We start from the raw sequence: 23,700 nt of genomic DNA, 5'->3' as shown, positions 1-23,700 counted from the left end.
GGAAAAGCTGTTTGCTGTCGTTGTCGATATCAGTATTCGGTTATCGCGCCCAGTCCGTGTGATCAGGCGCGGAAGTGCGATGGGGAGCAGACTGGTGGCACAGAAGGTTCAAGTACTTCTTGTCGACGACCTCGACGGCGGCGAGGCGGACGAGACGGTGACGTTCGCCCTGGACGGCAAGACCTACGAGATCGACCTCAACACCGCGAACGCGGAGAAGCTCCGGGAATCCCTGGCCGAATTCGTCAAGGCCGGTCGCCGCACCGGTAAGGCCTCCGGCGGCGGTCGCGGAAAGGCCCGGGCGTCCTCCTCGGGGGGCACCCAGGACACCGCGAAGATCCGGGCGTGGGCCAAGGAGAACGGCTACAGCGTCAACGACCGCGGCCGCGTGCCGGCCGAGATCCGTGAGGCGTACGAGAAGGCGAACGGCTGACCGGAGGCACTCCGGTGCAGCACGGCCCGGTGGCACTCCGTCGCCGCCGCGCTGACCAGCCGGACGAGGTCGGCCTCGACGCCGTCCCGTCCCGCATCTCCCTCGGGGGGCCGCAGCGACACGGTGGCCCCCCGGGAGCCGCACCCGGCGCCCCCCGCCCTCGCGTCGGCGCCGGTGGCGGCGCACCGCGCGCAGCGCGGCCCGGGCCGGGCGGTGAGCTCCAGCCGCACCCCGCCCCACTGCAGCCACTCCAGCAGCCCGGGCAGCTCCTCGGCGCTGCCCGGCGGCACCCGGACCCGCAGCCGGGCCCCCGGCGCATCCCACTCCACGGCGCCGCTGGGCACCCCGCGCCGCAGCAGCGCCACCCCGGCGTCGAGCGGCAGCTCCAGGTAGTCGTAGGCGCTTCCCGCGCATCGTGCGTCCATGCCGTGAGCAACGCCGCGTCGCCCCTCCGGGTAACCCAGGGTTGACGCGTGCACACGAGACGTGTACGGGGTGCCGCTCCCACCGCCCGCGTCCGGGCGCGCCGGTGTCCGCTCGGTGTCCGGCCGGTGTTCGCCCATAGCGGATGACCTCCCCGCCCCGGGCATGGACCCGCACCCGCCGGGGGTAAGACATCACTAGTGGTCACGGCGGTGTGGCTCCGGAGGGCGCCGTCCGGGGGCGGGCGTGTCGACGGGGAGGCGTTCGCCGTCGGCGTACTGAAAGCGGGTGCATCCGCTTGGCCTGCGGGAACATCGTCTCGCACCATCGGGTTGGCACTGGTGTCGCCCGCCCGGGGCAGGAGCCCGGGTGTGGGTGTCGGCAGTAGGAATGAGCGGTCCCCCGTTGCGGGACTAAGCTGCGGAAGGACAGGGAGGGGACCTACCCCTTACTGACTGACCGCTCTGAGGAGCGATTAACGATGTTCGAGAGGTTCACCGACCGCGCGCGGCGGGTTGTCGTCCTGGCTCAGGAAGAGGCCCGGATGCTCAACCACAACTACATCGGCACCGAGCACATCCTCCTGGGTCTGATCCACGAGGGCGAGGGTGTCGCCGCCAAAGCACTGGAGAGCCTCGGGATTTCTCTTGAGGCGGTCCGCCAGCAGGTGGAGGAGATCATCGGCCAGGGCCAGCAGGCCCCGTCCGGCCACATCCCCTTCACTCCCCGGGCCAAGAAGGTGCTGGAGCTCTCGCTCCGCGAGGCCCTGCAGCTCGGCCACAACTACATCGGCACCGAGCACATCCTGCTCGGCCTGATCCGCGAGGGCGAGGGCGTGGCCGCCCAGGTCCTGGTGAAGCTGGGCGCCGATCTGAACCGCGTGCGCCAGCAGGTCATCCAGTTGCTTTCCGGTTACTCGGGTGGCAAGGAGACGGCCGCCGCGGGCGGCCCCGCCGAGGGCACCCCCTCGACGTCGCTCGTCCTCGACCAGTTCGGCCGCAATCTGACGCAGGCCGCGCGCGAGTCCAAGCTCGACCCGGTGATCGGGCGCGAGAAGGAGATCGAGCGCGTCATGCAGGTGCTGTCGCGCCGCACCAAGAACAACCCGGTGCTCATCGGCGAACCCGGCGTCGGCAAGACGGCCGTCGTCGAGGGGCTGGCGCAGGCCATCGTCAAGGGCGAGGTGCCCGAGACCCTCAAGGACAAGCACCTCTACACCCTCGACCTGGGCGCGCTGGTCGCCGGCTCGCGCTACCGCGGTGACTTCGAGGAGCGTCTGAAGAAGGTGCTCAAGGAGATCCGCACCCGCGGCGACATCATCCTGTTCATCGACGAGCTGCACACCCTGGTCGGCGCGGGCGCGGCCGAGGGCGCGATCGACGCGGCGAGCATCCTCAAGCCGATGCTGGCGCGCGGCGAGCTGCAGACCATCGGTGCGACGACGCTGGACGAGTACCGCAAGCACCTGGAGAAGGACGCCGCCCTGGAGCGCCGCTTCCAGCCGATCCAGGTCGCCGAGCCCTCGCTCTCGCACACCATCGAGATCCTCAAGGGCCTGCGGGACCGCTACGAGGCGCACCACCGCGTCTCCATCACCGACGCCGCCCTGGTCGGCGCGGCCACGCTGGCGGACCGCTACATCTCCGACCGGTTCCTGCCGGACAAGGCGATCGACCTCATCGACGAGGCCGGGTCGCGGATGCGCATCCGCCGTATGACCGCTCCGCCGGACCTGCGCGAGTTCGACGAGAAGATCGCGAACGTCCGCCGGGAGAAGGAGTCCGCGATCGACTCGCAGGACTTCGAGAAGGCCGCCAACCTGCGGGACAGCGAGAAGCAGTTGCTGGCGCAGAAGGCCAAGCGGGAGAAGGAGTGGAAGGCCGGCGACATGGACGTCGTGGCCGAGGTCGACGAGGAGCTGATCGCCGAGGTCCTCGCCGCGTCCACCGGCATCCCGGTCTTCAAGCTGACCGAGGAGGAGTCCTCGCGGCTGCTGCGCATGGAGGACGAGCTGCACAAGCGCGTCATCGGCCAGGAGGACGCCATCAAGGCGCTCTCCCAGGCCATCCGGCGCACGCGTGCGGGCCTGAAGGACCCCAAGCGCCCCGGCGGCTCGTTCATCTTCGCCGGCCCGTCCGGGGTCGGGAAGACGGAGCTGTCCAAGACGCTCGCGGAGTTCCTCTTCGGTGACGAGGAGGCGCTGATCTCCCTGGACATGTCGGAGTTCAGCGAGAAGCACACCGTCTCCCGGCTGTTCGGCTCGCCTCCCGGCTACGTCGGCTACGAGGAGGGCGGCCAGCTCACCGAGAAGGTGCGCCGCAAGCCGTTCTCCGTCGTCCTGTTCGACGAGGTCGAGAAGGCCCACCCGGACATCTTCAACTCCCTGCTGCAGATCCTGGAGGACGGTCGCCTGACCGACTCCCAGGGCCGGGTCGTGGACTTCAAGAACACCGTCATCATCATGACGACGAACCTCGGCACCCGGGACATCTCCAAGGGCTTCAACCTCGGCTTCGCCGCCAAGGACGACGTGAAGACCGGGTACGAGCGGATGAAGGCCAAGGTCAACGACGAGCTGAAGCAGCACTTCCGCCCGGAGTTCCTCAACCGTGTCGACGACACGGTGGTCTTCCACCAGCTCTCGCAGGAGGACATCATCCGCATCGTCGACCTGATGATCAACCAGGTGGACGACCGGCTGCGGGACCGCGACATGGGCATCGAGCTCAGCGGCGAGGCCAAGCAGCTCCTGGCCAAGCGCGGCTACGACCCGGTCATGGGCGCCCGGCCGCTGCGCCGGACGATCCAGCGGGAGATCGAGGACGCGCTCTCGGAGAAGATCCTCTTCGGCGAGCTGCGCCCGGGCCACATCGTCGTCGTCGACACCGAGGGCGAGGGCGACACGGCCAAGTTCACCTTCCGCGGCGAGGAGAAGGCCCCCCTGCCGGACGCCCCGCCGGTCGAGGCCGCGGGCGGCCCCAACATGACGAAGGAAGGCTGACACCGGGGCGCGAACCCCCGTCGGCCAGCGGCCCCGGTGTCCCCCGGACACCGGGGCCGTTCGTCGTCCTCGCCCCTTCCCGCCGCGCGCCCCTGCCTCCGACGGACGAGCCACCGTGCGCCCAGCGGCCCGTTGCGCGCACGGTGGGCGGTGTGGACGCGCGCGCATGACGCGATCGTGCTTCCCGCGCGCACGCGTGGCGCACGACGACTGGCCACGTGGCCGCGCATGGCCCGGCGATAACGCCCGCGGTGCACGGGCACGGTACGTACCTGGCCGAGCAGAAGCCCGAGCGGGTATCGCAGGAGCGCGCCCCGAGTGCGCAAGCAAGCCCCGCCCGTCCGCGGTGGGGAAACGACGGACGGGGCGTCACGGAGGCTGCAGTCCGCGGCTACGCCCAGGCGAGGCGTTGCCCGTCGGCGCCGACATGCAGCCGCATACGGTCGGCTGGCGGACGCCCGTCCGCCTGCCAGCGCGTGACGCGCTCGGTGATCCCGTCCCACAGGCGCGCCGTGCCGCCCTGCCGGACCATCCACCGGCCGCCGTCCTGGAAGACGACCGCCCACGCCTCGGCGTCCACGTCGATCACGACGTGTTCCGTCCGGCCCTCACGTTCCAGCGTGAGCCGCTGTGCGCGCGGCGCGGCGAACTGCGCGACGAACCGGGCGGTCCAGTCGTCGAGCACGTCCGCGCCCAGCTCGGCGGGCACCGCGTCCCCCTCGCCGAGGTTCGGCAGGATGCCCAGCGGGGGCGGAAGGTGGGGCCGGGCCAGCATGAACGAGACCTGTCCGCCGAGGACCGGGCCGCAGGCCGTGCCGTCGTCGGCGACCGTGAGCCGCACGAGTTCGGACGCGTGCATCCATCCGCCGACCGTGACCAGGACCTCACCCCCGGGACGGGTCTGGGCGAGCCAGTCGGCCGGCACGGTGTGCACGCCGCACGTGGCGATCACGCGGTCATACGGGCCGCCCTCCTTGTGGCCCGCCAGTCCGTCACCGACCACGCGGGCAGGCCAGTACCCAGTGCCCGCCAGCGCGATTCCGGCACGGGCGGACACCTCAGCGTCGACCTCGACCGTGGTCACGTTGTCCTCGCCGACGACATGGCACAGCAGCGCCGTCGAGTAGCCCGTCCCCGTGCCGATCTCCAGAACGCGCGTCCCCTCGCCCGCCCGCAGGTCTTCGAGCATCCGCACGACCAGACCCGGCATGGTGGACGACGAAGAGGGGGCCGCCGCGATGCGCCCATCAACCTGATCGGGGAAGACGCCCCCGGCCACCTGCGTCACAAGGGTTTCGTCTTCGTAGACCCGCGCGAGTCCGCCCGGGGAATCTCCGGCCGCGGGCCGGTACCACCCGCCGTCTTCGTACTCGAACCAGCCGCGCGAGAGGAACGACTCGCGGGGAACCGACGACACGGCGGCTTCCCACTCCCGGCTGTGCAAAGCGCCGGTATCGGACAGGCGCCGCGCGAGGCCGGCGCGTAGGTGTTCCGACGACAGGGGGTCACTCATGCCGACTCGCTCCGTTCTCCAACAGGTCTGCGATCGCGTGTGTGATCGGCAGTCCGGCCGCGTCTTCGAGCCACGCCCATTGGCCGTTGGGGTTGCACTCCAGTTTGGGTACCGGGGCGCCGATCCCCGCGATGCCGTCCTACGTGACGGGCGTACGGTCGTGTTCCAGCAGTTGCGCCAGCGCCATGCCGCTGAGGCGTTCGACACAGGGTTCGCACGCCATCAGGGGCACGGTCTGCCCGTCCCACTGGATCGGGCCGAGCCACAGCACGGGAACGCCGATGCGGCCACACCACAGCCAGCAACATCCCTGCGTCAGCGGCCTACCCACCCGACGCCTCCGGCCGGAGGGTGACGCTCGCTGCCGCCAGGGCGCGGTGGAGGGCGTCGGCATCGGTCAGGTACCGCTCGCGGTCGTAGGGCCGCAACCAGAAGTTTCCGGGAGGCGCAACGCGCTGCGGGGCGGGCACGACGAGACAGCTCCGAGCGCCCAGTACGCGTACGGCGGCCAGGTTCCACCCGTCCGCCGCGTGGACCGGGACCAGCCAGTAGACGACCGCGTTGTAGCCGTCACAGATGACCGCCCCGCACTCCTGCTCGTCCAGCTCTGGCAACGCGAGCGCGGCGACACCGGCCGTGACACGAACGGCGTCCCAGTGCACTCCGGCGTCCATGGCGGTTGGCCGCTCGAACGGCGGGCGGAACAGGTTCGTGGCGCTTGGGGCCGCAGGCGTACTTTCTACCGAGGCGGGGGACGTGTGGAGGGGGGCTGTGCGGGGCCCCCTGGTGGTCTGCCCGTCCACACTGCTGATGATGCCCACGATGAGCGAGTCCTTCCTCTGCTTCCGGCTGGTCGTGAGCACCGTAGGAGGGGTACAACGGTCGTAGCGCACGCAAAGTGCGTGCATTGTTACGAGAGGTGATCATGCAGGCCGGTGGTATCGGGCGGCGCCTCGCCTATTGGCGTGAGCGACGAGGCCTCACGCAAGCGGATTTTGGCCGGCTGATGGGGCAGAGCCGCCGCTGGGTACAGGACCTAGAAGGGGGCCAACGGCAGACCGACCCTCGGCTTTCCGTGCTGGAGCGTGCCGCCGATGTCCTACGCATTCCTTTGGAACAGCTCATGTCGGAGCCCCGACCTGGCTCTCCCCCAGATGGGCCACCCCAGGAAGCCGTGGCTGTTCTCGACGCCTTCCACGAGGTCGTTTCTCAAGAGACCCCCGCGCCCGAGCGACTGAAGCGACGACTCGATTACTGCTGCACGACGTTCCAGGCCTGCCACTACACCGCGCTGGCCCGTGAGTTGCCTGGGCTCCTGATCGGCGCCCGCGCTGCTGCCGCCGCAGCGAGCCTGGAAACACGCTGTGAGGCGTACGGCACCCTTTCTCGCACTTACCAGCTCGCTGCCTCTTACTTGCAGAAGTTCGGGGCCGCCACCGTCTCTGAAGCGGCCGTCGCCGCCGACCGCGCGCTGGCTACCGCCGAGTTGGCGGCCGACCCCGTAGCCGTTGCCGCCGCTTCGCGCCGCGTGGCCAAGAGCCTCGCCCAACAGGGGCGCACCGACACGGCGGTCACGTTAGCTGTCAACACGGCCAATCGGCTTCGCTCTGAGCTTGAGCAGCGCGGCGCGGAGGGCCTTTCCACGCTTGGCATGCTCTATCTGACCGCTGCGATCGCAGTGACCGGCAACGGTCGTTCCCGCGACGGCATCCAAGCCATGGACTCGCTGATCGCTGCGGCGCAGGACGCGGCGGAGCAGCAGGGAGCGGACCTGAACGCCGACTGGACAAGCTTCGGCCCCACCAACGTTGGGCTACACCGCGTCGATGCCCTGGTCCGGGTCGAGGACGGCTGGTCCGCGCTCGACGCGCACACCGCCCTGGCGCCCCAGGCAGTCGCTGTTCTCCCACGCGAACGACAGGCACAGCACCTCATTACAGTGGCGCGCGCCAGCCTCTTGACACGTCGCAAAGAGGCTGCTGTAAGCGCTGTACTCAACGCCGAGCGGTTGGCGCCGGAGGAAGTGAGGAGCCGTCCCTCCGTGCTTGCACTTGTCGGGGACCTGCTGGTCGTAAGCCCCGTGCCCAGCGGCCCGTTGCGCGCGCTCGCCGGGCGGTGTGGACTGCGCGCATGACGCGATCCGTGCTGTACCTGATCGCCTGCGCCGCGGGGCCTACGCAGTACGTCGACGCGGGCGTGCGCGCCGCACAGGACGCGGGGTGGGACGTCTGCCTGCTCCTCACCCCCACGGCGGCCCGATGGTGGGAGCCGCGCATGGCCGAACTGGAGCGCCTGACCGGGCGCGTCGTCCGCCACCGGTACAAGCTTCCCGGCGAGCGGGACGCGCTGCCCCGGGCCACGGCGATGCTGGTGGCGCCGATGACGACGACGAGTGCGTGCAAGTGGGCCGCCGGCATCACGGACACCGTGGCGCTCGGGGTGCCTGCCGAGGGCGTGCACTTGGGGGTGCCGGTGGCGGCCATGCCGTTCTGGAGCACCGCGTTGGGAGCGCAGCCCGCCGTCGGCCGTGCGCTCGCGACGCTGCGGGAACAGGGCGTCCGTGTGCTGGATGGCCCCGACGGCTACCCACCGCACCCCCCGAAACAGGGGGACGCGAGCGCCTACCCCTGGCACCGTGCGCTGGCCGCCCTTCCCCCTCCGTCACCGTGAACCTGACCGCCACTCCGGTGGGGAGCGTCACGGCGGGGGGCGGGCGGCGTCGAGCAGGTCGTGCGGCGCGTCGGGCCCGGGGCGGCTCCGGGCGCCGGGGGCAGCGCCGCGGGCACCGGCGGGCGGGGTGTGCCGCCCGCCGGTGTGGCCCGGTCGCCGCCCGCCGGGGCGCGTGGGTGGGGTCAGGGGGTGTGGGTGGGGACGGGGGCGGGGGTGTCCTCCAGGGGGAGGCTGTCCATGAAGGAGCTGACGGAGAAGACGGCGCGGCCGGGGCCGGGCGGGCCGTAGCCGGGTGGGGAGGTCAGGCCGTACTCCTCCATCGTCGCCCGGTAGGTCTGGAGCAGGCGGATGTGGTACTCCAGCGGGGCGCCGAGCGGGTTGGCCTTGCCCAGCGGCGTCGTGGGCTCCGGGCACCAGGTGGTGAACCGGGGCGTGATGCCGCGGGACATGAAGTAGTGCAGGCCCTCGGCCGTGGAGTCGATCGCCGCGTCGACCGTGGTGAAGCCGAACGGTTCGGCCATCTCCACCCCGGCGACGAAGTTGGGGATGACGTTGCGGGGGCCGAACACCTCGGCGGAGTCCAGGATGCGGCGGTGCCACTCGTCCCGGCCGACGTAGCGCTCCTTGCCCGGGCAGTAGAGCTGGAACAGCCGCTCGTCCCACACCTCGTAGTTGGGGTGGTAGATGCGCACGCCGTAGTCGTGGAAGCGCTGCACGTCCGCCCGGGGCAGGGCCTGCGCCACCACCTTGCCGATCCAGCGGCCGGGGAAGCGCTCCTCGATGGCCTGCGCGTACCGGCCGTAGAAGTCGGCCTCGTCGCGGCCGCCGACGTGGGAGGTGATCGACCCGCCGGTGAGGGTGTAGGCGGTGGAGGCGCGCGCGGTGTCGTGCCGGTCGATGATCTCCAGCGCCTCCAGCACCTCCTCGACCGGCTTGACGCCCGTGTAGGGGCGGCCCGCGGCCTTGTGCTGGCGCCAGTTGTGGTTGATGTCGCAGTACTGGCACTCCTCCTTGGCGCCGAAGTACTGGCACACCCGGAAGACGGTCAGGTAGATCAGGTAGCCCCACTGGATGGTGGGCGCCACCTCCATCACCGACTTGCCGTTCGCGAGGGTGTGCCGGTAGTAGTCCGGCATCGGGGGCAGGCCCACGTCGGCGATGCGCGCGCCGTCGAGGTAGAGGCCGAGGGTGCCGTCGTCGCCGGACCGCACGCGGTAGGGCGAGGCGGGGTTGACGCGCACCGAGACCACCGTGCGGCGCAGCTCGTAGGGGCCTCCGGTGAGCACGATCTCCTCCGGCGGGCGCCGCAGCGCAGCCTCCCCCAGCTCGGGGAGCGTGCGGTGGTCGAAGGAGAAGATGAAGTACGACTTCGGCTTGACGTCGCCGCCCTCGTTGCCGCTGAGGGCGGAGTCGTCGAACGCGATCCCGCCGCGCAGCAGGTCCTCCTTGATCACCGCCTCCCGCGGTACCTGCGGGAACCGGTCCATCAGGTCCTCGACCAGCCCGGTACGACTGTCCATGCGACGCGCCTCCAACCGTCGTGCTGCCCCTCCACTGTCACACGGACGCCTGCCCGCGGGTCACGGGGGACTCGTTGTACGCCGTCTTGATCTTCAGGTGGGCCGGGATCGTGTCCGCCCCGGTGACGGCGTGGCGGTCGGGGAGGATCAGGGTGCGCAGGTTCGGGAACGCCTCCAGCCAGGACCGCCCGCGGTGCGTGCGGTAGCCGTCGGCCAGCCACAGGTGCGTCAGGCGCTCGGCCGGCAGGAGCGCCAGCAGCTCCGCCGGGTCGCAGGGGTGGGCGACGTGCACCCGGTCGCGGCCGCCCAGGGCCCGCAGGGCGCGCAGGTGCTCGGTGTCCGCGACGGTGAAGTACAGCTTGTCCTGCCGCAGATGCGCGATGATCTCCTCGGCGTACAGCGCGGTGTCGAAGCGGTGCCAGGCCCAGCTGAGCTGCCGCCGCACGCCGAGCGAGGGGTGGTCGCGGTAGCGGGCGAGCAGCGGCACGGCCGCGTCGTCGGGGATCTGCGTGGCGGTGAGGACGACGTGGCGGGCGGTCTCGTCGCTCAGCCCCTCGGGACCGGGCAGCAGCCCGAGCACCAGGGTGCCGCCGACCGCCGCCAGCTCCCGGGCCCGGGAGGCGCTGCCCGGCGGCACGAGGGAGGTGAGCAGCGTCTCGATGTCCCGCCGCAGCGCCGGGTCCAGCTCGGTGGCGTGGGCCAGGCAGGACGCGGCCACCAGCACGCGCCGGTAGGAGACGCCGTCCGCGTCGTCCCCCAGCACGCCGCGCAGCAGGCGCGCCCGCTCGGCGGGCCGGGCGTGCGCCACGGCCATGCGCAGCACGTCCTCCCACTGGGTCTGCTCCGCGTGGTCGGTCAGCAGCGGGAAGTCGCCCTCCTCGACGGCGGCCTTGGCGGCCAGGTAGTCCTGGAAGGTGCGGTGGACGAAGGCGACGCGGCCCTCGGCGGGCTCCAGGAGCAGCCCGGAGCGGTCGCGCAGGTGGCGGTAGACCCCCTCCGGGTCCGCCGGGATGTGGGCCATCAGCGGCAGGGCGCGGGCGAGCTGGGCCACCGCGTCGGTGCGGTCCATCTCCGCGCGGTCGTTGCGGAGCATCCAGTGCGCGAGCTTCTGCAGCAGGGTGACGGAGGTCTCCTTGGACAGCCGCAGCCCCGTGTCCAGCACGGCCCGTTCGACGTCGCGGCGTTCCAGCAGCATGGCCAGGGCCGCCTCGTAGAGATCCCTGCGGCTGTGCGGCAGGAAGCCGTGCCGCTCGCGGTGCAGCGCGCACAGCAGGCCGCACATGAGCGGGTTGACCGCCAGCCGGGAGAGGTCGCCGACGGAGCGGAGCTGCTCCAGCAGGGCGTCGGCCAGCTCGGTGCCGGCCTCGGCGGCCGCGTGCCAGCGGCGGACGAACGCGGCGACGTCCGCGCGGCCCATCGGGGAGAGGGTCAGCTCGGTGAACCCCTCGCGGGCCAGCCAGTCGCCGCGCACGGCGGACGGCCGGGAGGTGACGAGCCACAGGTTGCCGGGGAAGTCGCCCATGAGGTCGCGCAGCCAGCGCCGGGTGGCGTCCCGGTCGCGCTCGGGCACCTCGTCGATGCCGTCCACGAGCAGCAGGGCGCGCCCGGCGCGCAGCACCCGTGTCGCCCAGCCCTCGGGCTGCTCGCCGGCGAGCACGGAGCCGGCGGCGTGCAGGAACCGGTCCGGGGTGGGCGGCTCGCCGTCGCGCAGCACGCGGCGCAGCGGCAGCACGAACGGCACCCGGCCGATGAGGTGGGTCAGCCGCTCGTCGTAGGTCTGGCGCGCGGTGGTGACGGCGAGCCACTGCACCAGGGTCGTCTTCCCCGACCCCGCCCCGCCGCGCAGCAGCACGCGCTCGTTGCCCCGCAGTGCCCGCTCGGCGGGCACCGGCACGCCGCCCGCCTCGGCCTCCAGGGAGACGTAGGCGGTGTCCAGCGGCCACTCCCGGGCGTGGTGCACGTCCAGCCCGTAGATCGTCAGCTCGCTGTGCCGCCGGGCGACGTGGGCCGCGTAGGACTCCTCGAAGCGGGCGTCCAGGGCGGTGCGCGAGGGCACGCGCTCGGCGAGCAGGGTGACGGTGGTCAGCACCCGCTCCAGCTCCGACGACTGCTCCAGCAGCGTGCGGGCGACGAAGGTGGAGTGCTGGGTGAAGAAGTTCAGCACGTGCAGGCACAGGGTGCGCAGCAGGGTGGTGTACGCGGCGTCGGCGTCCGCGGAGAGCGCGGTGGGCCGGGGCAGCCGCGCGGCCAGCCGCTCGGGGCCCAGGCGGACGGCCTGGACGTCGTCCATGTCCAGCTCGCCCAGGTGGCGCAGGGCGCGCACCAGGGCGTCGGCGACCTCGGCGCGGACGGGTCCGGTGGGCGCCTCGTGGGGCCCGAGCGCCCGCGCGTACCGGGCGACGGTCTCGGTGGCCAGGCGGTGCAGGTCGCCCTCGTGCAGCGTGCGCTTCTCCCCGCGGAAGCTCAGCCAGCCGCCCACCCGCACCGGCGCGTCCACCAGCCCCGCGCCGGGCCCCCGGCTCACCAGGACCTTCTGCACCAGCGGCCGCACCGCGCCCGCCGCCAACCGCATCCCCAGCGCGCTCGGTTCCATGCCCTCAGCCTAAGCGCCCGCACCCACCCGGGAGTTGGCGGCCGGCACGGCTCACGCGGAGGGGGCCGAGGGGGGCAGGCGGAGGGTGGCGGTGGCGCCGGGGTCGGCGTTGGTGAAGGTGAGGGCGGCGCCCAGCACGCGGGCCTGGCCGACGGCGATGGTCAGGCCCAGCCCGTGTCCCCGTCCGGCGCGGTCGGCGGAGCCGGTGCGGAAGCGGCTGGGACCCTCGGCCAGCAGGGCGGCGGGGAAGCCGGGGCCGTGGTCGCGCACGCTCAGCTCGCGCTCGGCGACGGTGACCTCGATCGGCGGCGCGCCGTGCCGGGCCGCGTTCGCCAGCAGGTTGCCGAGGATGCGCTCCAGCCGGCGCGGGTCGGTGGTGACCAGGGCGTCGGCTCCGCTGACGCGGACGGTGGCCGCCGGGTCCAGCGCCCGCACCCGGCGGGCGACGAACTCGCCGAGCGCCACCTCCTGGAGCTCCGCGCGCTCGGCCGCGCCGTCCAGCCGGGCGACCTCCAGGATGTCCTCCACCAGCGTGCACAGCACCTGCGCCCGGTCGCGCACCAGCTCCGCCGGGCGTCCGTCGGGCAGCAGCCCGGCCGCCGTCACCAGGCCGGTGACCGGGGTGCGCAGCTCGTGCGCGATGTCGGCGGTCACGCGGCGCTCGGCGTCCAGGCGGGCCTGGAGCGCGTCGGCCATGGCGTCGATGGCCCGGGCCAGCTCGTCGGCCTCGTCCTGGGCGCGGCCGCCGATGGCCTCGCGCACCCGCACGTCCGCGTCGCCCGCCGCGACCCGCCCGGCGGCCGCGGCCGCCTTGCGCAGCCGCCGCGACAGCCGCCCGCCGATGAGCACGCCCAGCGCCGAGCTGCCCACGACGACGGAGCCGGAGCCGATCACCAGCGTGCGGTCGAGGTCGGCCAGGACCGAGTAGCGGTCGGTGAAGCGCGCGTGCAGGGAGAGGACGCCGCCGCCGGGCAGCGGGGCGGCGGCCCACACGTCCGGGGCGTGGTCGGCGTTCTCGCTGACGTAGGTGGCCCGCTCGCCCGCGGCGACGGCCTCCCGCAGCGGCTCGGGCAGCTCGGGGTCGTCGAGCGCCGCGCCCAGCGCCAGCCGCTCGTTGGACTCGTAGATCCGCTCGGCCGAGCGCAGCCGCTCGTCCTGCACGTCGCGGCTGTTGCTGATCATCGTCACCCGGGCGGCGTTGTGCACGATGAGGCTCAGCAGCAGCGCCACCAGCGCGCTGACGGCGGCGATGGCGCAGCTCAGCTTCCACCGCAGCCCGACCCGGAACGCTCGCACCGCCGCCGCTCAGCCCCTCAGCTTGTAGCCGAACCCGCGGACCGTCTCGATCCGGTGCTGCCCGATCTTGGTGCGCAGCCGCTGGACGTGGACGTCCACGACGCGGGTGTCGCCGCCCCAGCCGTAGTCCCACACCCGCTCCAGCAGCCGGTCGCGCGAGAGCACGCTGCCGGGCGCGGCGGAGAACTCCAGCAGCAGCCGCATCTCGGTGGGCGTCAGCGGCACCGGCGCCCCGTCGCGGCGCACCTCCATGCCGTCGGTGTCCACCTCCAGGTCCCCGAAGCGCAGCACGGAACCGGACGCCCCCGGCCCGGCCGGCGCTTCCGCGCCCGGACCGGGGTCGGGCCCGGCGGCGGCCCGGGAGTGCTCGAAGCGGCGCAGCACGGCCCGGATGCGGGCGACGAGCACCGCGCCGTCGAACGGCTTGGTGACGTAGTCGTCGGCGCCCGCCTCCAGACCGAGCACCACGTCGATGGGGTCGGCACGCGCGGAGAGCATGATGACGGGCACGGTCGACTCGTCCCGGATGCGGCGGCACAGGCTCACCCCGTCCAGCCCCGGCACCATGACGTCCAGCAGCGCCACGTCCGGGCGGTCGGCGCGGAACGCCGCCAGGCCCGCCAGGCCGTCCGGGGCGGCCGTCACCGCGAAGCCGTCCCGCTCCAGGGTCAGTTGCAGCGCCTCGCGGATGACGTCGTCGTCCTCGACGAACAGCACGTGTGTCTCGGCCACGGCCTGCTCAGTCCTCCCCGCCCGGGTCCGCGGACCCGGGCTCGGTCTCCGTGGGCTCGGGGTACTCCTGGTAGACGCGGTCCCGCTCGCGGAAGCCGCCGTCCCGCCAGGAGTAGGTCACCACGTCCTCGCCGGAGGGGCAGCACACGGCGTCGCCCGGCAGGTAGATCTGCTGGTGCAGCAGCAGCGCGTCCCGCCCGACCTCCGCGTAGACGGCGGAGCCCTCGTGGGCGAAGACGCTCTCCCACTCGCCCGGTGCCCGCTGCCGGTACACGTAGGAGCCGAGCCCGTTGCCGTCGGCGCAGGCGGAGACGTTGACCACCAGGTCGGCCGTGCCGCCGTTGCCGGTCAGGCGGCCGTACGCGACGTGCACGGGCCAGGCGTCGCGCACGCACGGGCTCAGGCCCTCCTTCACGTCCTGGCTGACCGCCGGGTCGCCCTTGAGCAGCGAGACGACCTCCACCTCCTTCGCCGCGCCGGGCGGGGAGACGGGAGCCGCGGCCGTCATCGACCGGCCGCCCTCGGTCGGCGGCCTCGGCTCGGCCGGGGCGGCGCCCCCCGCGACGCCCTCGTGCCCGGACTCGGGCGAGGGCGTGGCGGCGGGCAGCGGCGTGGCCCGGGCGCCGGGGTCCTCGGCGGCGCCGGCCGACTGCTCGACCCGCACGCCGTCCCCGGCCGAGCAGCCGCTCAGCACGAACGCCAGGAGCACGAGCGTGACGAGCGCCCAGAGCGCCGGCGCCGCCAGGCGGGCCCCCGGCAGCGTCACACGGCGCACGCCGCGGGGTTCCGCTCCGGCCGCCGGCCACCCGCGCGCGGTGCGCCGGCGCGCGGCGCGCTCGCCCCCGGCGCGGCGGCCCCCGGCGCGGTGGTCCGCGGCGCGGTGGTCCGCGGCGCGGTGGTCCGCGGCGCGGCGGCCCGGGTGCGCGGCACGCCCGGGCGCGGGCCGCCGGTGGGCCCGCGCCCGCGCTCCGCTGACTGCTCGCACAGCTCCCTGCTCTCCAGCTCCTCCCGCAGCCGGGCCAGCGCCCGGTGCAGCGTGCTCTTCACGGTGCCCGTGGACATGCCGAGCGCCTCGGCCGTCTCCTCGGTGCTCATCTGCTCCCAGTGGCGCAGCACGACCACGCTGCGCTGCTTGGGCGCGAGCACGCTCAGGACGTCGACCAGGAGGGCGCGGTCGGCGTACTGGCCGAAGCGGTCCTCCTCGCTGGCCACCTCGGGCAGTGTGTCGGTCGGCAGCTCCTGGAGGCGCCGCGAGCGCCACCACTCGGTGCGCGTGTTGATCATCACGCGCCGGAGGTAGGCGTCGGCCAGCGACTTGTCCTCGATACCGTCCCATTTTCCATACGTGCGCACGAGTGCCGTCTGCAGGAGGTCCTGGGCGTCGGTGGGATCGGGGACCAGGCGCCGCGCACTGCGCAGCAGCGCCTCCTGGCGGCTGCGCACGTAGGTTTCGAAGGACTCGAAACTGGTCAGGTTCTCGTGCGGCGTCACTGGTTCGCCTCCCCTTGGCTCGCCGATGCGGCCTCGTCCGTACGCCGACGACGGTAGGGACGCGGTGTTGCGGCGACACCGGCGCGGACGGCACGGCCGTCCGGCGGAATGCCATCGGTTGTGTAACAGGCCGCCCCGCGCACGCCCGGCCCGCCCGGCGCACGCCCCCTCGGCGGCGTCCGCCCCGGCTGCGCCGCGCGCCGGGGTGGCCGCGGGCGCCGGATCGCACCGCGCGCCCGGGGCGGCGGTGCGTCGTCCGGTCCGGCCGCGGGCCCGGGGCGTGGTGCTCGCCGGTCGCCGCGCTCCGTACCGGCGCCGGCGCGGGAGCCGCCGGGCGGCCCCGGGCGCTCAGCGCGCCCGGGGTGCCGCGCCGTCCCGCCGGACGCGCTCGCCCGGCAAGGCGGTCATCCCGGCAAGCGGTAGTGGGCGTCGGGGAGCGGCTCGACCAGCCCGTCCGCCACCAGGCCGTCCAGCGCCCGGGCCCGCTGCACCGCGTCACCCCAGACGGCGTCCAGCGCGGTGCGCGGCACCGGCCCTTCGGCGTCCCGCAGGACGGCGAGCAGCTTGCCGCGCACCTGGCGGTCGGTGCCCGCGTACGTCTGGCCCCGGCGCGGCGGGCCCGCGTGCGGCGGGGACCCGGCCAGCCGCCAGGCGCACCGCGCGGCGATCGGACAGCGTGCGCACTCCGGCGAGCGGGCCGTGCACACCAGGGCGCCCAGCTCCATCGTCGCCGCCGCCCAGCGGGCCGCCGTGGCCTCGCCCGCGGGCAGGACCGCCCGCGCCAGGCGGCGTTCGGCCGCCGTCGTCGCGTTCGGCGGGTACTGGGTGCCGGTCAGGGCGCGGGCGAAGACGCGGCGCACGTTGGTGTCGAGCACCGCGTGGCGCTTGCCGTAGGCGAAGGAGGCCACCGCGGCGGCCGTGTACTCGCCGACCCCCGGCAGCGCCAGGAGCTGCGCGTGCTCGGCCGGGACGTCACCGCCGTGCCGTTCCGCTATGGCGACGGCCGCCCCGTGCAGCCGCAGCGCGCGGCGCGGGTAGCCGAGCCGGCCCCAGGCGCGGACCGCCTCACCGGGCGGCTCGGCGGCCAGGTCGGCGGGGCGCGGCCAGCGGGCCAACCACGCCTCGTACACCGGCAGCACGCGGTTGACCGGCGTCTGCTGGAGCATGAACTCGCTGACCATGACGCCCCACGCGCCCGCCTCGGGGCGGCGCCAGGGCAGATCCCTGGCGTGGGCGTCGAACCAGTCGATGACGGGGCCGTGGAGCGCGGAGGCGTCGTGCTCCCGGATCGCGGTTTCGGTCGTGACAGTCATGGCCCTACGATCCTGGCACGCCGGGCGGTGAGGCGGAAACGCCGCGCTGGGTTACCGTCGCCCGCGCGGTGCCGTTGCGGCAGGCGGCGGAGCGCGAACGGGGCGCACGGCGGTCTTAGATCGGAAAAGTTGACGTTCGGCCCGGCGGGTGAGGCCGGACGAGTGGCCGAAGTCTCGTAAGGTTTCCGCGTGGGATCACTGCGCAATCCGATCGGGCCGCTTCCCTCCTCCATCTACTGGCGTCGGAGGGCCGTTGCGCTGGGCTTCCTCCTGCTCCTGACCGCGCTCGTGGTGTGGCTGTTCACCGGCTTCGGCGGTGACGGCGACCGGCGCGGCCAGGCGGGCGACGGCCCGGACGACGGCCGGGGGGCGTCGAGCCCCATCACGCCGGGCCCCACCCCGACCGGCTCGCTGCCCGACGACCGCCCCGGAGGCCGCGAGGAGGCCGACGCGGGCGCGGAGGGCGACGCGGACGCGGGCGGGGCGGGCGACGACACCGGCGGTGCCGGCGCGGGCGGCGGTGACGGCGGTGACGGCGGTTCGGACGCCGGCGACGGCCGGTCAGGCGGTGCCGGGGGAGGCGGCGCGTCCGGCTCCGGCGGCGCGGCGGGCGCCTCCGGGGGCTCGGGCGGGCCCGGCGGCGGTGACCCGGACGGGCTGCCCGCGTGCGCGTCCGGCGCGGCGGAACTGCGGCTGGAGAGCGCGGAGAACACCTACGCCCCCGGCGAGCGGCCCGAGCTGCGGATCACCGTGGAGAACACCGGGGACGCGGCCTGCCGGGTGGGCGTGGGCCCCCGCCAGGCGGTCCTGACCATCTCGGAGGCGGACGACGACACCGTGTGGTCCTCCGAGCACTGCGCCGAGCCGGGCGACGCGGCCGCCCTGGCGGTCCCCGCGGGCGGCACCGCCACGCACACCGTCCGGTGGGACCGGCAGGGCAGCGCCCCCGACTGCCCGAAGAGCGCGCGCGACGCCGCCGCCCCGGGCACGTATCTGGCCGAGGTCGCCGTCCCCGGGCTCGGCACCGCGCAGATCTCCTTCGTGCTCGCCAAGGACTGACGGCTCGTCCCCCGGCGCGCGCGGCCGGCCGGGGCCGGTGCGGCGCCGCACTCCGGCCGGAACCACCGCGCGCGAGCCCGCCGGACGCTGCGCCCCGGGGCCGGGCACGCCCGGGCGGCGTCGTCCGCCGCGGCGCGCCGTGGGGGTGCCCCGGGCCGTCGTCCGCCGCGCGTCACGGGGCCGTGGCGCACGGGTCGCCGGTGGGTGGCGCCGTCGCGCGCGGTGCGGGACGCGGGGCGGTGAGCCGTCGCGGTGCCCGGGGCGTCGCGTGGCGCCGCGCGCCGTGGCGGGGCGGGGGAGGGTCAGACGTAGCGTTCCAGGATCGAGGACTCCGCCAGGCGGGACAGGCCCTCGCGGACCGAGCGGGCGCGGGCCTCGCCGACGCCGTCGACCGTCTGGAGGTCGTCCACGCTGGCGGCGAGCAGCTTCTGCAGCCCGCCGAAGTGCTCGACCAGCCGCTCGATGACCGTGTTCGGCAGCCGCGGTACCTTGGCCAGCAGCCGGAACCCGCGCGGGGAGACGGCCGAGTCGAGCGTCTCGGGGGCGCCGCTGTAGCCCAGGGCCCGTGCCACGGTGGCCAGTTCCAGGAGTTCGGAGTGGCTGAGCCGGTCCAGCTCGGTGAGGGCGCTGCCCACCGTGCGGCCGCGCTTGCCCGAGGGCTGCGGCACGTAGTCCCGCGCGACCAGCTCCCGCTCCGGCTCCACGCCCGCGATCAGCTCGTCGAGCTGGAGCGAGAGCAGCCGCCCGTCGGTGCCCAGCTCCACCACGTACTCGGCGATCTCCGTGGCGATGCGGCGCACCATCTCCAGGCGCTGCGCCACCGCCGAGACGTCGCGCACCGTGACGAGGTCCTCGATCTCCAGCGCGGAGAGCGTTCCCGCCACTTCGTCCAGGCGCAGCTTGTACCGCTCCAGGGTGGCCAGGGCCTGGTTCGCGCGGGAGAGGATCGCCGCGGAGTCCTCCAGCACCCGCCGGTGGCCGTTGACGTACAGGGCGATCAGCCGCATCGACTGGCTGACGGAGACGACCGGGAAGCCGGTCTGGATGGACACCCGCTGCGCGGTGCGGTGCCGGGTGCCGGTCTCCTCCGTGGGGATCGAGGCGTCGGGCACCAGTTGTACGCCGGCGCGCACGATCTTGGTGATGTCCTTGTCCAGCACGAGCGCGCCGTCGAGCTTGCACAGCTCACGCAGGCGCGTCGCGCTGAACTCGACGTCCAGCACGAAGCCGCCGCTGCACAGCGGCTCCACCGTGCGGTCCATGCCGAGGACGATCAGCCCACCGGTGTTCCCGCGCAGGACGCGCTCCAGGCCGTCGCGCAGCGCGGTGCCGGGGGCGACCGCGCTGAGTGAGGCGCGCATCAGCTTGTCAGCGGCTCCTGCCCGGTCGATGGGTGCCACGGCGCTCCTTCGGTCGTGCCTGGTTCCGGCGAGGGGTCGTGCGTACGTACGGGCGAGACCAGGGCAAAGTCTACCGGCGGCGCCGGGGCTCAGGCCCGCGCGCTGCGCGGGGGCAGCGCGCGCAGCGCGTCCCCTATGTCGGCGACCTCCAGTACGCGCATGCCGTCGGGCACCCGGCCCGGGTCCGTGGGCACCAGGGCGTGGGTGAATCCCAGGCGCGCGGCCTCGCTCAGCCGCCGCTGCACGCCGGTCACCCGGCGCACCTCGCCGGCCAGCCCCACCTCGCCGATCGCCACCAGGTTCTTCGGCAGCGGGGTGTCGATCGCGGCGCTGGCCAGGGCCAGGGCCACGGCCAGGTCGGCGGCCGGCTCCGACAGCCGCACCCCGCCGACCGTGGCGCTGTAGATGTCGCGCTTGCCCAGCGCGTTGATCCGGCCGCGCTGCTCCAGCACCGCCAGCATCATCGACACCCGCGAGGTCTCCAGGCCGGAGGTGGTGCGCCGGGGCGAGGGGATCTGCGTGTCGACGGTGAGCGCCTGCACCTCGGCCACGAGCGGGCGCCGCCCCTCCAGCGTCACCGTCAGGCAGGTGCCGGGCACCGGCGCGTCACGCCGGGTGAGGAAGAGGCCCGACGGGTCGGCCAGGCCCGTGATCCCCTCGTCGTGCAGCTCGAAGCAGCCCACCTCGTCCGTCGCGCCGTAGCGGTTCTTCACGCCGCGCACCAGGCGCAGCCGGGCGTGCCGGTCCCCCTCGAAGTGCAGCACCACGTCCACCAAATGCTCCAGCAGGCGCGGCCCGGCGATGGCGCCGTCCTTGGTGACGTGGCCGACCAGCAGCGTGGACATGCCGCGCTCCTTGGACGCCCGGATCAGCGCCCCGGCCACCTCGCGCACCTGCGCCATGCCCCCGGGCGCGCCGTCGATCTCCGGGGAGGCGACCGTCTGCACCGAGTCCAGCACCAGCAGGGCGGGCTTGATGTCGTCGAGGTGGCCGAGCACCGCCGCGAGGTCCGTCTCGGCCGCGAGGTAGAGGTGCTCGCTGAGCGCGCCGATGCGGTCGGCCCGCATGCGCACCTGGCCGGCCGACTCCTCCCCGGTGATGTAGAGCGTCGGCCGGGCCTCGTCGGCCGCCTTCGCCGCCACGTCCAGCAGCAGGGTGGACTTGCCCACGCCCGGCTCCCCGGCCAGCAGCACCACGGCGCCGGGCACCAGGCCCCCGCCGAGCACCCGGTCCAGCTCGGGGACGCCGGTGGGGCGGGCGGCCGCCTGCCGGGCGTCCACCTGGCCGATCGGCAGGGCGGGGGCCGTCACCCGGCCCGGCGCCGTCGTCCGCACGCCGGGGCCGCCCTGCTCCTCGATGGTGTTCCACGCGTGGCACTCGGAGCAGCGGCCCAGCCACTTGGGGGTGGACCAACCGCAGTCGGAGCAGCGGTAGGAGGGACGGTCCTTCGCGGACGACTTGCGGGCAGCCATGGCGCTCACGGTAGCGGCGGGCGCCGACAGCACGGGCGGCGCCTCGCCCCCGCGGGGTGACGGGCGCCTCGCCACCACCGGGGCGTCGGCGCCCCGCGCGGGTGAGGCGCCGACGGCAGCGGCGCGCTCCGACGTGTCCTCTTCCGAGTGAGAAGGCGTCACCCGTCCGGGTTAACCCGGGTCGGTGACCGGTGGATCGCGTCGGTGTGCCGCCTACCGTCACCCAGTGATGACCAGGCGCGAGCAGCTCCCCGACCGCACCGGCGCCCACCGAGCGCGCCGGGCCGCGCCGCGCGCCGGCACGCAGGCTGCCGCCGCGGGCGAGCCCGGCGGTGACCGCCGGGCCGCCGGCCAGGCGAAACGATCCGCGAAGCAGGCGGCGAAGAAGCAGGCGGCGAAACAGGCGGCGAAACAGACGGCGAGGCAGCCGGCGAAGCACTCCGCCAAGCACTCCGCACGGCACGGCGCGGGCTCCGGCACCGGCATGCACCGCGCCTCCGGCCGCTCCGGCGGGAGCGGCCGGCGTCCCGGGCACTCCGAGGAGCGCCCGCCCGCCCACTTCGACGCCTACCTCGACGGGCTGTTCTCCTACTGTCTGTCGGTCATGTGCGACCACGACGCCGCCATCGCCGCGCTCGGCGAGGCACTGGCCGTCGCCGAGCGGCAGCGGCTGCGCGACCGCGCCCCCGCCGACCCGGCCGCCCACCGGCCCTGGCTGTACGCGCTGACCCGCTGGTCGTGCCTGCGCCGGCTGTCCGCGGGTACTCCGCCGCGTGCCGAGGGGCCGCCGCTGTCCGGGCCCGCCGCCGACCAGCGCCGCCGCGAACTGGGCGCGCTGGCCTGGCCGGAGGCCGCGGGCACCGCGCCCGAGCAGCGCGAGGCGCTGGAGCTGGCCGTGCGCCACCAGCTTCCCGTGCACGAGGTGGCCGCCGTGCTGGGCAAGAGCGAGGACGCCGCCCGCGCCCTGCTGTCCAGCGGCGCCTGCGAGGTCGAGCGCACCCGGGCCGCGCTCGCCGTCGTCGCCACCGGCGGCTGCCCCACCGTCGCCCGCATCGCCGCGGACCACGAGGTGCTGCTGGGCACCGCGCTGTGCCGCGAGCTCGTCCGGCACGTCGACGCGTGCCCGCTGTGCCGCCGTGCCGCCGAGCGCTCCACGGCCGGGCAGCCCTGGCCCGGCACCGCGCCCACGGGCTCCGGCACGCTGCCCGTGCTGGCCGCGCCCCGGGCGGCCGTCCACGCCGCCCTGCGCGGCGCGCTGCGCGCCCGCATGCTGCACACCCCGCGCTTCGACCGGCGGGGTTTCCCGGTCACCGACCGCGACCGGGCCGCGCGCCGCGAGCGCCTGCGCAGCCGCGCCGTCACCACCACCGTCGTCGCCACCGTCATCGCGGCGCCCGTCCTCGCCGTGTGGGCGGCCTACCGGGGCGCGCCGCTGACCGGTGAGGCGCGCGAGGGCGCCTCGGTGGCCGCCGTGGAGTCCGAGGACGCCGACGGCACGCCCGACGGCGCCGCCCCCGAGGGCGGCCAGCGCTCCCACGGGGACCACGGCCCGGTGTCCGGGGAGGATGCCGAGAGCCGCGTCGGCGTCTCGGTGACGGCCCAGGCGGAGCCCGGCCGGGACGACGAGCGCCCCGGCCGGCCGCCCGCCGACCGGACGGTCACGCCGCCGCCCGCCGGCGGCGCCACCACCGCCCCGGCCCCCGGCCGCGTGGAGGTGGAGGCCGCGACGAGCGGTGACGCGACCCACGTCACGCTCACCGCCTCGGGCGGTTCGCCCGTCACCTGGTCCGCGGCCGCCGACGCGCCGTGGCTGCGGCTCAGTCACGCGTCCGGCACGCTCGCCCCGGGCGAGTCGACGACGATCACGGTCACCGTGGACGCGGACACCGAGCCCAGCGGGCCGTGGACGGCCCACATCCACCTCGCCCCCGCCGGCGCGGTCATCACCGTCGAGGGCCAGGGCCGCACCCCGGAGCCGGGCCCCACCGAGCCCCCCGAGGAGCCCGCGCCCACCCCGACCGAGCCGGAGCCCTCGCCCTCCGACTCCCCGTCGCCCTCAGCCGCCGACTGAGACCCCGCGGCGCCCGCCGGGCGGACGGCCGCGGGGCGCGGGTGCGGCGCCGGGGGGAGCGCGCGGGTCCGCTCGCGCCCGGGGCGGGCAACAGGGGCGTGTGCGGAGTTAGTTGCGTATCCGTGACGCGGGTGACATGAGGCGTCGTCGCGTTTTCCCGGAGGAGGAAAAGGGAAAACCGGCCATGGGCAACGGGTCAACGCGCGGAGACTTTTCTCTCGGGTGCTCCGTGTTCCTGTTTTCTGCGTATCCGTAGGGATGGCTCATCCGGGGCCAAGGGCCGTCCGGACACCAGGTGATGGGTGTGGTACGGGAGTTCAGGAAATTCCCGCAGACCTCTTGCGCTCATCCGATTCCGCGGTGAAGGGTTTCGGCCAGTGGTTGCCAATGTCATGTTCGCGACCACCGTTTCCCCACTCCGCGCACCACCAAGAGAAGGATCTCTCCATGGCAGTGATGCGTTCCCCCAAGCGCAGATGGTCCGCCGTCGCGGTCACCTCCGCGGTGGCAGTCGCGCTGGGCGCCGGCGCCGCCTACCCGGCGGTCGCGGCCGAGGAGCCTGTGGGCGTGATCGCCAACGCGGGCGCACCGGGCACGATCAAGAACCAGTACATCGTCACCCTCAAGGACGGCGCGCCGGACGCCGAGTCCCCGGCGGGCCGGGAGCTGGCCGAGAAGTACGGGGCCGAGATCGAGCTCACCTACGACGAGGT

General features: G+C 74.4%; 18 protein-coding genes and 3 pseudogenes. 8 read left to right on the top strand and 13 right to left on the bottom strand.

Annotation, left to right across the window (positions count from 1 at the left end):
- The first annotated feature begins 94 nt into the window (after positions 1-94).
- A complete protein-coding gene (locus OSB71_RS17960; protein ID WP_265949250.1) occupies positions 95-433 on the top strand; it encodes a histone-like nucleoid-structuring protein Lsr2 in 339 nt (112 codons plus the stop codon).
- Here the strand turns inward: OSB71_RS17960 and OSB71_RS17955 are convergent.
- Positions 364-858, bottom strand: a complete 495-nt coding sequence (locus OSB71_RS17955; protein ID WP_265949248.1) for a hypothetical protein — start codon at positions 856-858, stop codon at positions 364-366. The genes OSB71_RS17960 and OSB71_RS17955 overlap by 70 nt on opposite strands.
- A 479-nt stretch (positions 859-1,337) precedes the next feature.
- Between OSB71_RS17955 and OSB71_RS17950 the strand changes: the two genes are divergently transcribed.
- Positions 1,338-3,857, top strand: a complete 2,520-nt coding sequence (locus OSB71_RS17950) for an ATP-dependent Clp protease ATP-binding subunit (RefSeq protein WP_265949246.1) — start codon at positions 1,338-1,340, stop codon at positions 3,855-3,857.
- Between the two features lie 391 nt (positions 3,858-4,248).
- Here OSB71_RS17950 and tgmC read toward each other — a convergent pair whose 3' ends face one another.
- From tgmC to OSB71_RS17930, 3 genes and pseudogenes are all read right to left on the bottom strand, one after another.
- Positions 4,249-5,370, bottom strand: a complete 1,122-nt coding sequence (tgmC, locus tag OSB71_RS17945) for an ATP-grasp peptide maturase system methyltransferase (protein ID WP_265949245.1) — start codon at positions 5,368-5,370, stop codon at positions 4,249-4,251.
- A pseudogene (locus OSB71_RS17940) lies at positions 5,363-5,473 on the bottom strand (ATP-grasp ribosomal peptide maturase); the annotation flags it as partial. The pseudogene OSB71_RS17940 and the gene tgmC, both read right to left, overlap by 8 nt.
- A gap of 220 nt (positions 5,474-5,693) precedes the next feature.
- A complete protein-coding gene (locus tag OSB71_RS17930; RefSeq protein ID WP_265949241.1) occupies positions 5,694-6,032 on the bottom strand; it encodes a hypothetical protein in 339 nt (112 codons plus the stop codon).
- Positions 6,033-6,295: 263 nt separating this feature from the next.
- Between OSB71_RS17930 and OSB71_RS17925 the strand changes: the two are divergent.
- From OSB71_RS17925 to OSB71_RS17915, 3 genes and pseudogenes are all read left to right on the top strand, one after another.
- Positions 6,296-6,433 (top strand): annotated as a pseudogene (locus OSB71_RS17925) (helix-turn-helix domain-containing protein); the annotation flags it as partial.
- A 111-nt stretch (positions 6,434-6,544) separates the two neighbouring features.
- Complete coding sequence (locus OSB71_RS17920) at positions 6,545-7,504, top strand: DNA-binding protein (protein ID WP_265949370.1); 960 nt, start codon at positions 6,545-6,547, stop codon at positions 7,502-7,504.
- The gene (locus OSB71_RS17915) at positions 7,501-8,040 is read left to right on the top strand and encodes a flavoprotein (RefSeq protein WP_265949239.1); all 540 of its coding nucleotides are present in this window, start codon (positions 7,501-7,503) and stop codon (positions 8,038-8,040) included. Before OSB71_RS17920 ends, OSB71_RS17915 begins: the two co-directional genes overlap by 4 nt.
- 182 nt (positions 8,041-8,222) lie before the next feature.
- Here OSB71_RS17915 and OSB71_RS17910 read toward each other — a convergent pair whose 3' ends face one another.
- From OSB71_RS17910 to OSB71_RS17880, 7 genes are all read right to left on the bottom strand, one after another.
- Positions 8,223-9,560 carry a radical SAM protein gene (locus OSB71_RS17910; protein ID WP_265949237.1) on the bottom strand — a complete coding sequence of 446 codons (1,338 nt, stop codon included), beginning with the start codon at positions 9,558-9,560 and terminating at the stop codon, positions 8,223-8,225.
- A 37-nt stretch (positions 9,561-9,597) separates the two neighbouring features.
- On the bottom strand, positions 9,598-12,153 hold the full coding sequence (locus OSB71_RS17905; RefSeq protein WP_265949235.1) for an NACHT domain-containing protein: 2,556 nt from the start codon (positions 12,151-12,153) through the stop codon (positions 9,598-9,600).
- A 51-nt stretch (positions 12,154-12,204) separates the two neighbouring features.
- Entirely contained in the window at positions 12,205-13,449 is a 1,245-nt protein-coding gene (locus OSB71_RS17900) for a sensor histidine kinase (RefSeq protein WP_265949234.1), read from the bottom strand.
- Between the two features lie 9 nt (positions 13,450-13,458).
- Positions 13,459-14,181, bottom strand: coding sequence for a two-component system response regulator CseB (gene cseB / locus OSB71_RS17895; RefSeq protein WP_265949232.1), 723 nt, complete (start codon positions 14,179-14,181; stop codon positions 13,459-13,461).
- Positions 14,182-14,188: 7 nt separating this feature from the next.
- Complete coding sequence (locus OSB71_RS17890; protein WP_265949231.1) at positions 14,189-14,956, bottom strand: hypothetical protein; 768 nt, start codon at positions 14,954-14,956, stop codon at positions 14,189-14,191.
- Positions 14,944-15,672 (bottom strand): SigE family RNA polymerase sigma factor, encoded by a 729-nt coding sequence (locus OSB71_RS17885; RefSeq protein WP_416237287.1) that lies wholly within the window; start codon positions 15,670-15,672, stop codon positions 14,944-14,946. The genes OSB71_RS17890 and OSB71_RS17885 overlap by 13 nt, the downstream gene beginning before the upstream one ends.
- A gap of 404 nt (positions 15,673-16,076) precedes the next feature.
- On the bottom strand, positions 16,077-16,985 hold the full coding sequence (locus OSB71_RS17880; protein WP_265949229.1) for an iron-sulfur binding domain-containing protein: 909 nt from the start codon (positions 16,983-16,985) through the stop codon (positions 16,077-16,079).
- A gap of 189 nt (positions 16,986-17,174) precedes the next feature.
- Here OSB71_RS17880 and OSB71_RS17875 point away from each other — a divergent pair, with 189 nt between their 5' ends.
- On the top strand, positions 17,175-18,044 hold the full coding sequence (locus tag OSB71_RS17875) for a hypothetical protein (protein WP_265949228.1): 870 nt from the start codon (positions 17,175-17,177) through the stop codon (positions 18,042-18,044).
- 302 nt (positions 18,045-18,346) lie between these two features.
- On the opposite strand, the gene disA is transcribed toward OSB71_RS17875, so the two are convergent.
- Both disA and radA read right to left on the bottom strand, forming a co-directional pair.
- Complete coding sequence (gene disA, locus OSB71_RS17870) at positions 18,347-19,405, bottom strand: DNA integrity scanning diadenylate cyclase DisA (RefSeq protein ID WP_265949355.1); 1,059 nt, start codon at positions 19,403-19,405, stop codon at positions 18,347-18,349.
- 128 nt (positions 19,406-19,533) lie between these two features.
- Positions 19,534-20,916, bottom strand: coding sequence for a DNA repair protein RadA (gene radA / locus OSB71_RS17865; protein ID WP_265949226.1), 1,383 nt, complete (start codon positions 20,914-20,916; stop codon positions 19,534-19,536).
- 229 nt (positions 20,917-21,145) lie between these two features.
- On the opposite strand from radA, the gene OSB71_RS17860 reads away from it, so the two are divergent.
- Both OSB71_RS17860 and OSB71_RS17855 read left to right on the top strand, forming a co-directional pair.
- Positions 21,146-22,987 (top strand): BACON domain-containing protein, encoded by a 1,842-nt coding sequence (locus OSB71_RS17860; RefSeq protein ID WP_265949353.1) that lies wholly within the window; start codon positions 21,146-21,148, stop codon positions 22,985-22,987.
- Positions 22,988-23,434: 447 nt separating this feature from the next.
- A pseudogene (locus tag OSB71_RS17855) lies at positions 23,435-23,700 on the top strand (S8 family peptidase); the annotation flags it as partial.

The sequence above is a fragment of the Streptomyces marinisediminis genome (genome assembly GCF_026262575.1).
GTDB lineage: Bacteria > Actinomycetota > Actinomycetes > Streptomycetales > Streptomycetaceae > Streptomyces > Streptomyces marinisediminis.
This window is presented reverse-complemented; position numbering and strand designations above follow the sequence as displayed.

Excerpts from the sequence above, each read along its gene's own strand:
- OSB71_RS17955 (WP_265949248.1), bottom strand. The coding sequence starts at position 858 with ATGGACGCACGATGCGCGGGAAGCGCCTACGACTACCTGGAGCTGCCG.
- OSB71_RS17950 (WP_265949246.1), top strand. The coding sequence starts at position 1,338 with ATGTTCGAGAGGTTCACCGACCGCGCGCGGCGGGTTGTCGTCCTGGCT.
- tgmC (WP_265949245.1), bottom strand. The coding sequence starts at position 5,370 with ATGAGTGACCCCCTGTCGTCGGAACACCTACGCGCCGGCCTCGCGCGG.
- OSB71_RS17915 (WP_265949239.1), top strand. The coding sequence starts at position 7,501 with ATGACGCGATCCGTGCTGTACCTGATCGCCTGCGCCGCGGGGCCTACG.
- OSB71_RS17910 (WP_265949237.1), bottom strand. The coding sequence starts at position 9,560 with ATGGACAGTCGTACCGGGCTGGTCGAGGACCTGATGGACCGGTTCCCG.
- OSB71_RS17905 (WP_265949235.1), bottom strand. The coding sequence starts at position 12,153 with ATGGAACCGAGCGCGCTGGGGATGCGGTTGGCGGCGGGCGCGGTGCGG.
- OSB71_RS17880 (WP_265949229.1), bottom strand. The coding sequence starts at position 16,985 with ATGACTGTCACGACCGAAACCGCGATCCGGGAGCACGACGCCTCCGCG.
- disA (WP_265949355.1), bottom strand. The coding sequence starts at position 19,405 with ATGCGCGCCTCACTCAGCGCGGTCGCCCCCGGCACCGCGCTGCGCGAC.
- radA (WP_265949226.1), bottom strand. The coding sequence starts at position 20,916 with ATGGCTGCCCGCAAGTCGTCCGCGAAGGACCGTCCCTCCTACCGCTGC.
- OSB71_RS17860 (WP_265949353.1), top strand. The coding sequence starts at position 21,146 with ATGACCAGGCGCGAGCAGCTCCCCGACCGCACCGGCGCCCACCGAGCG.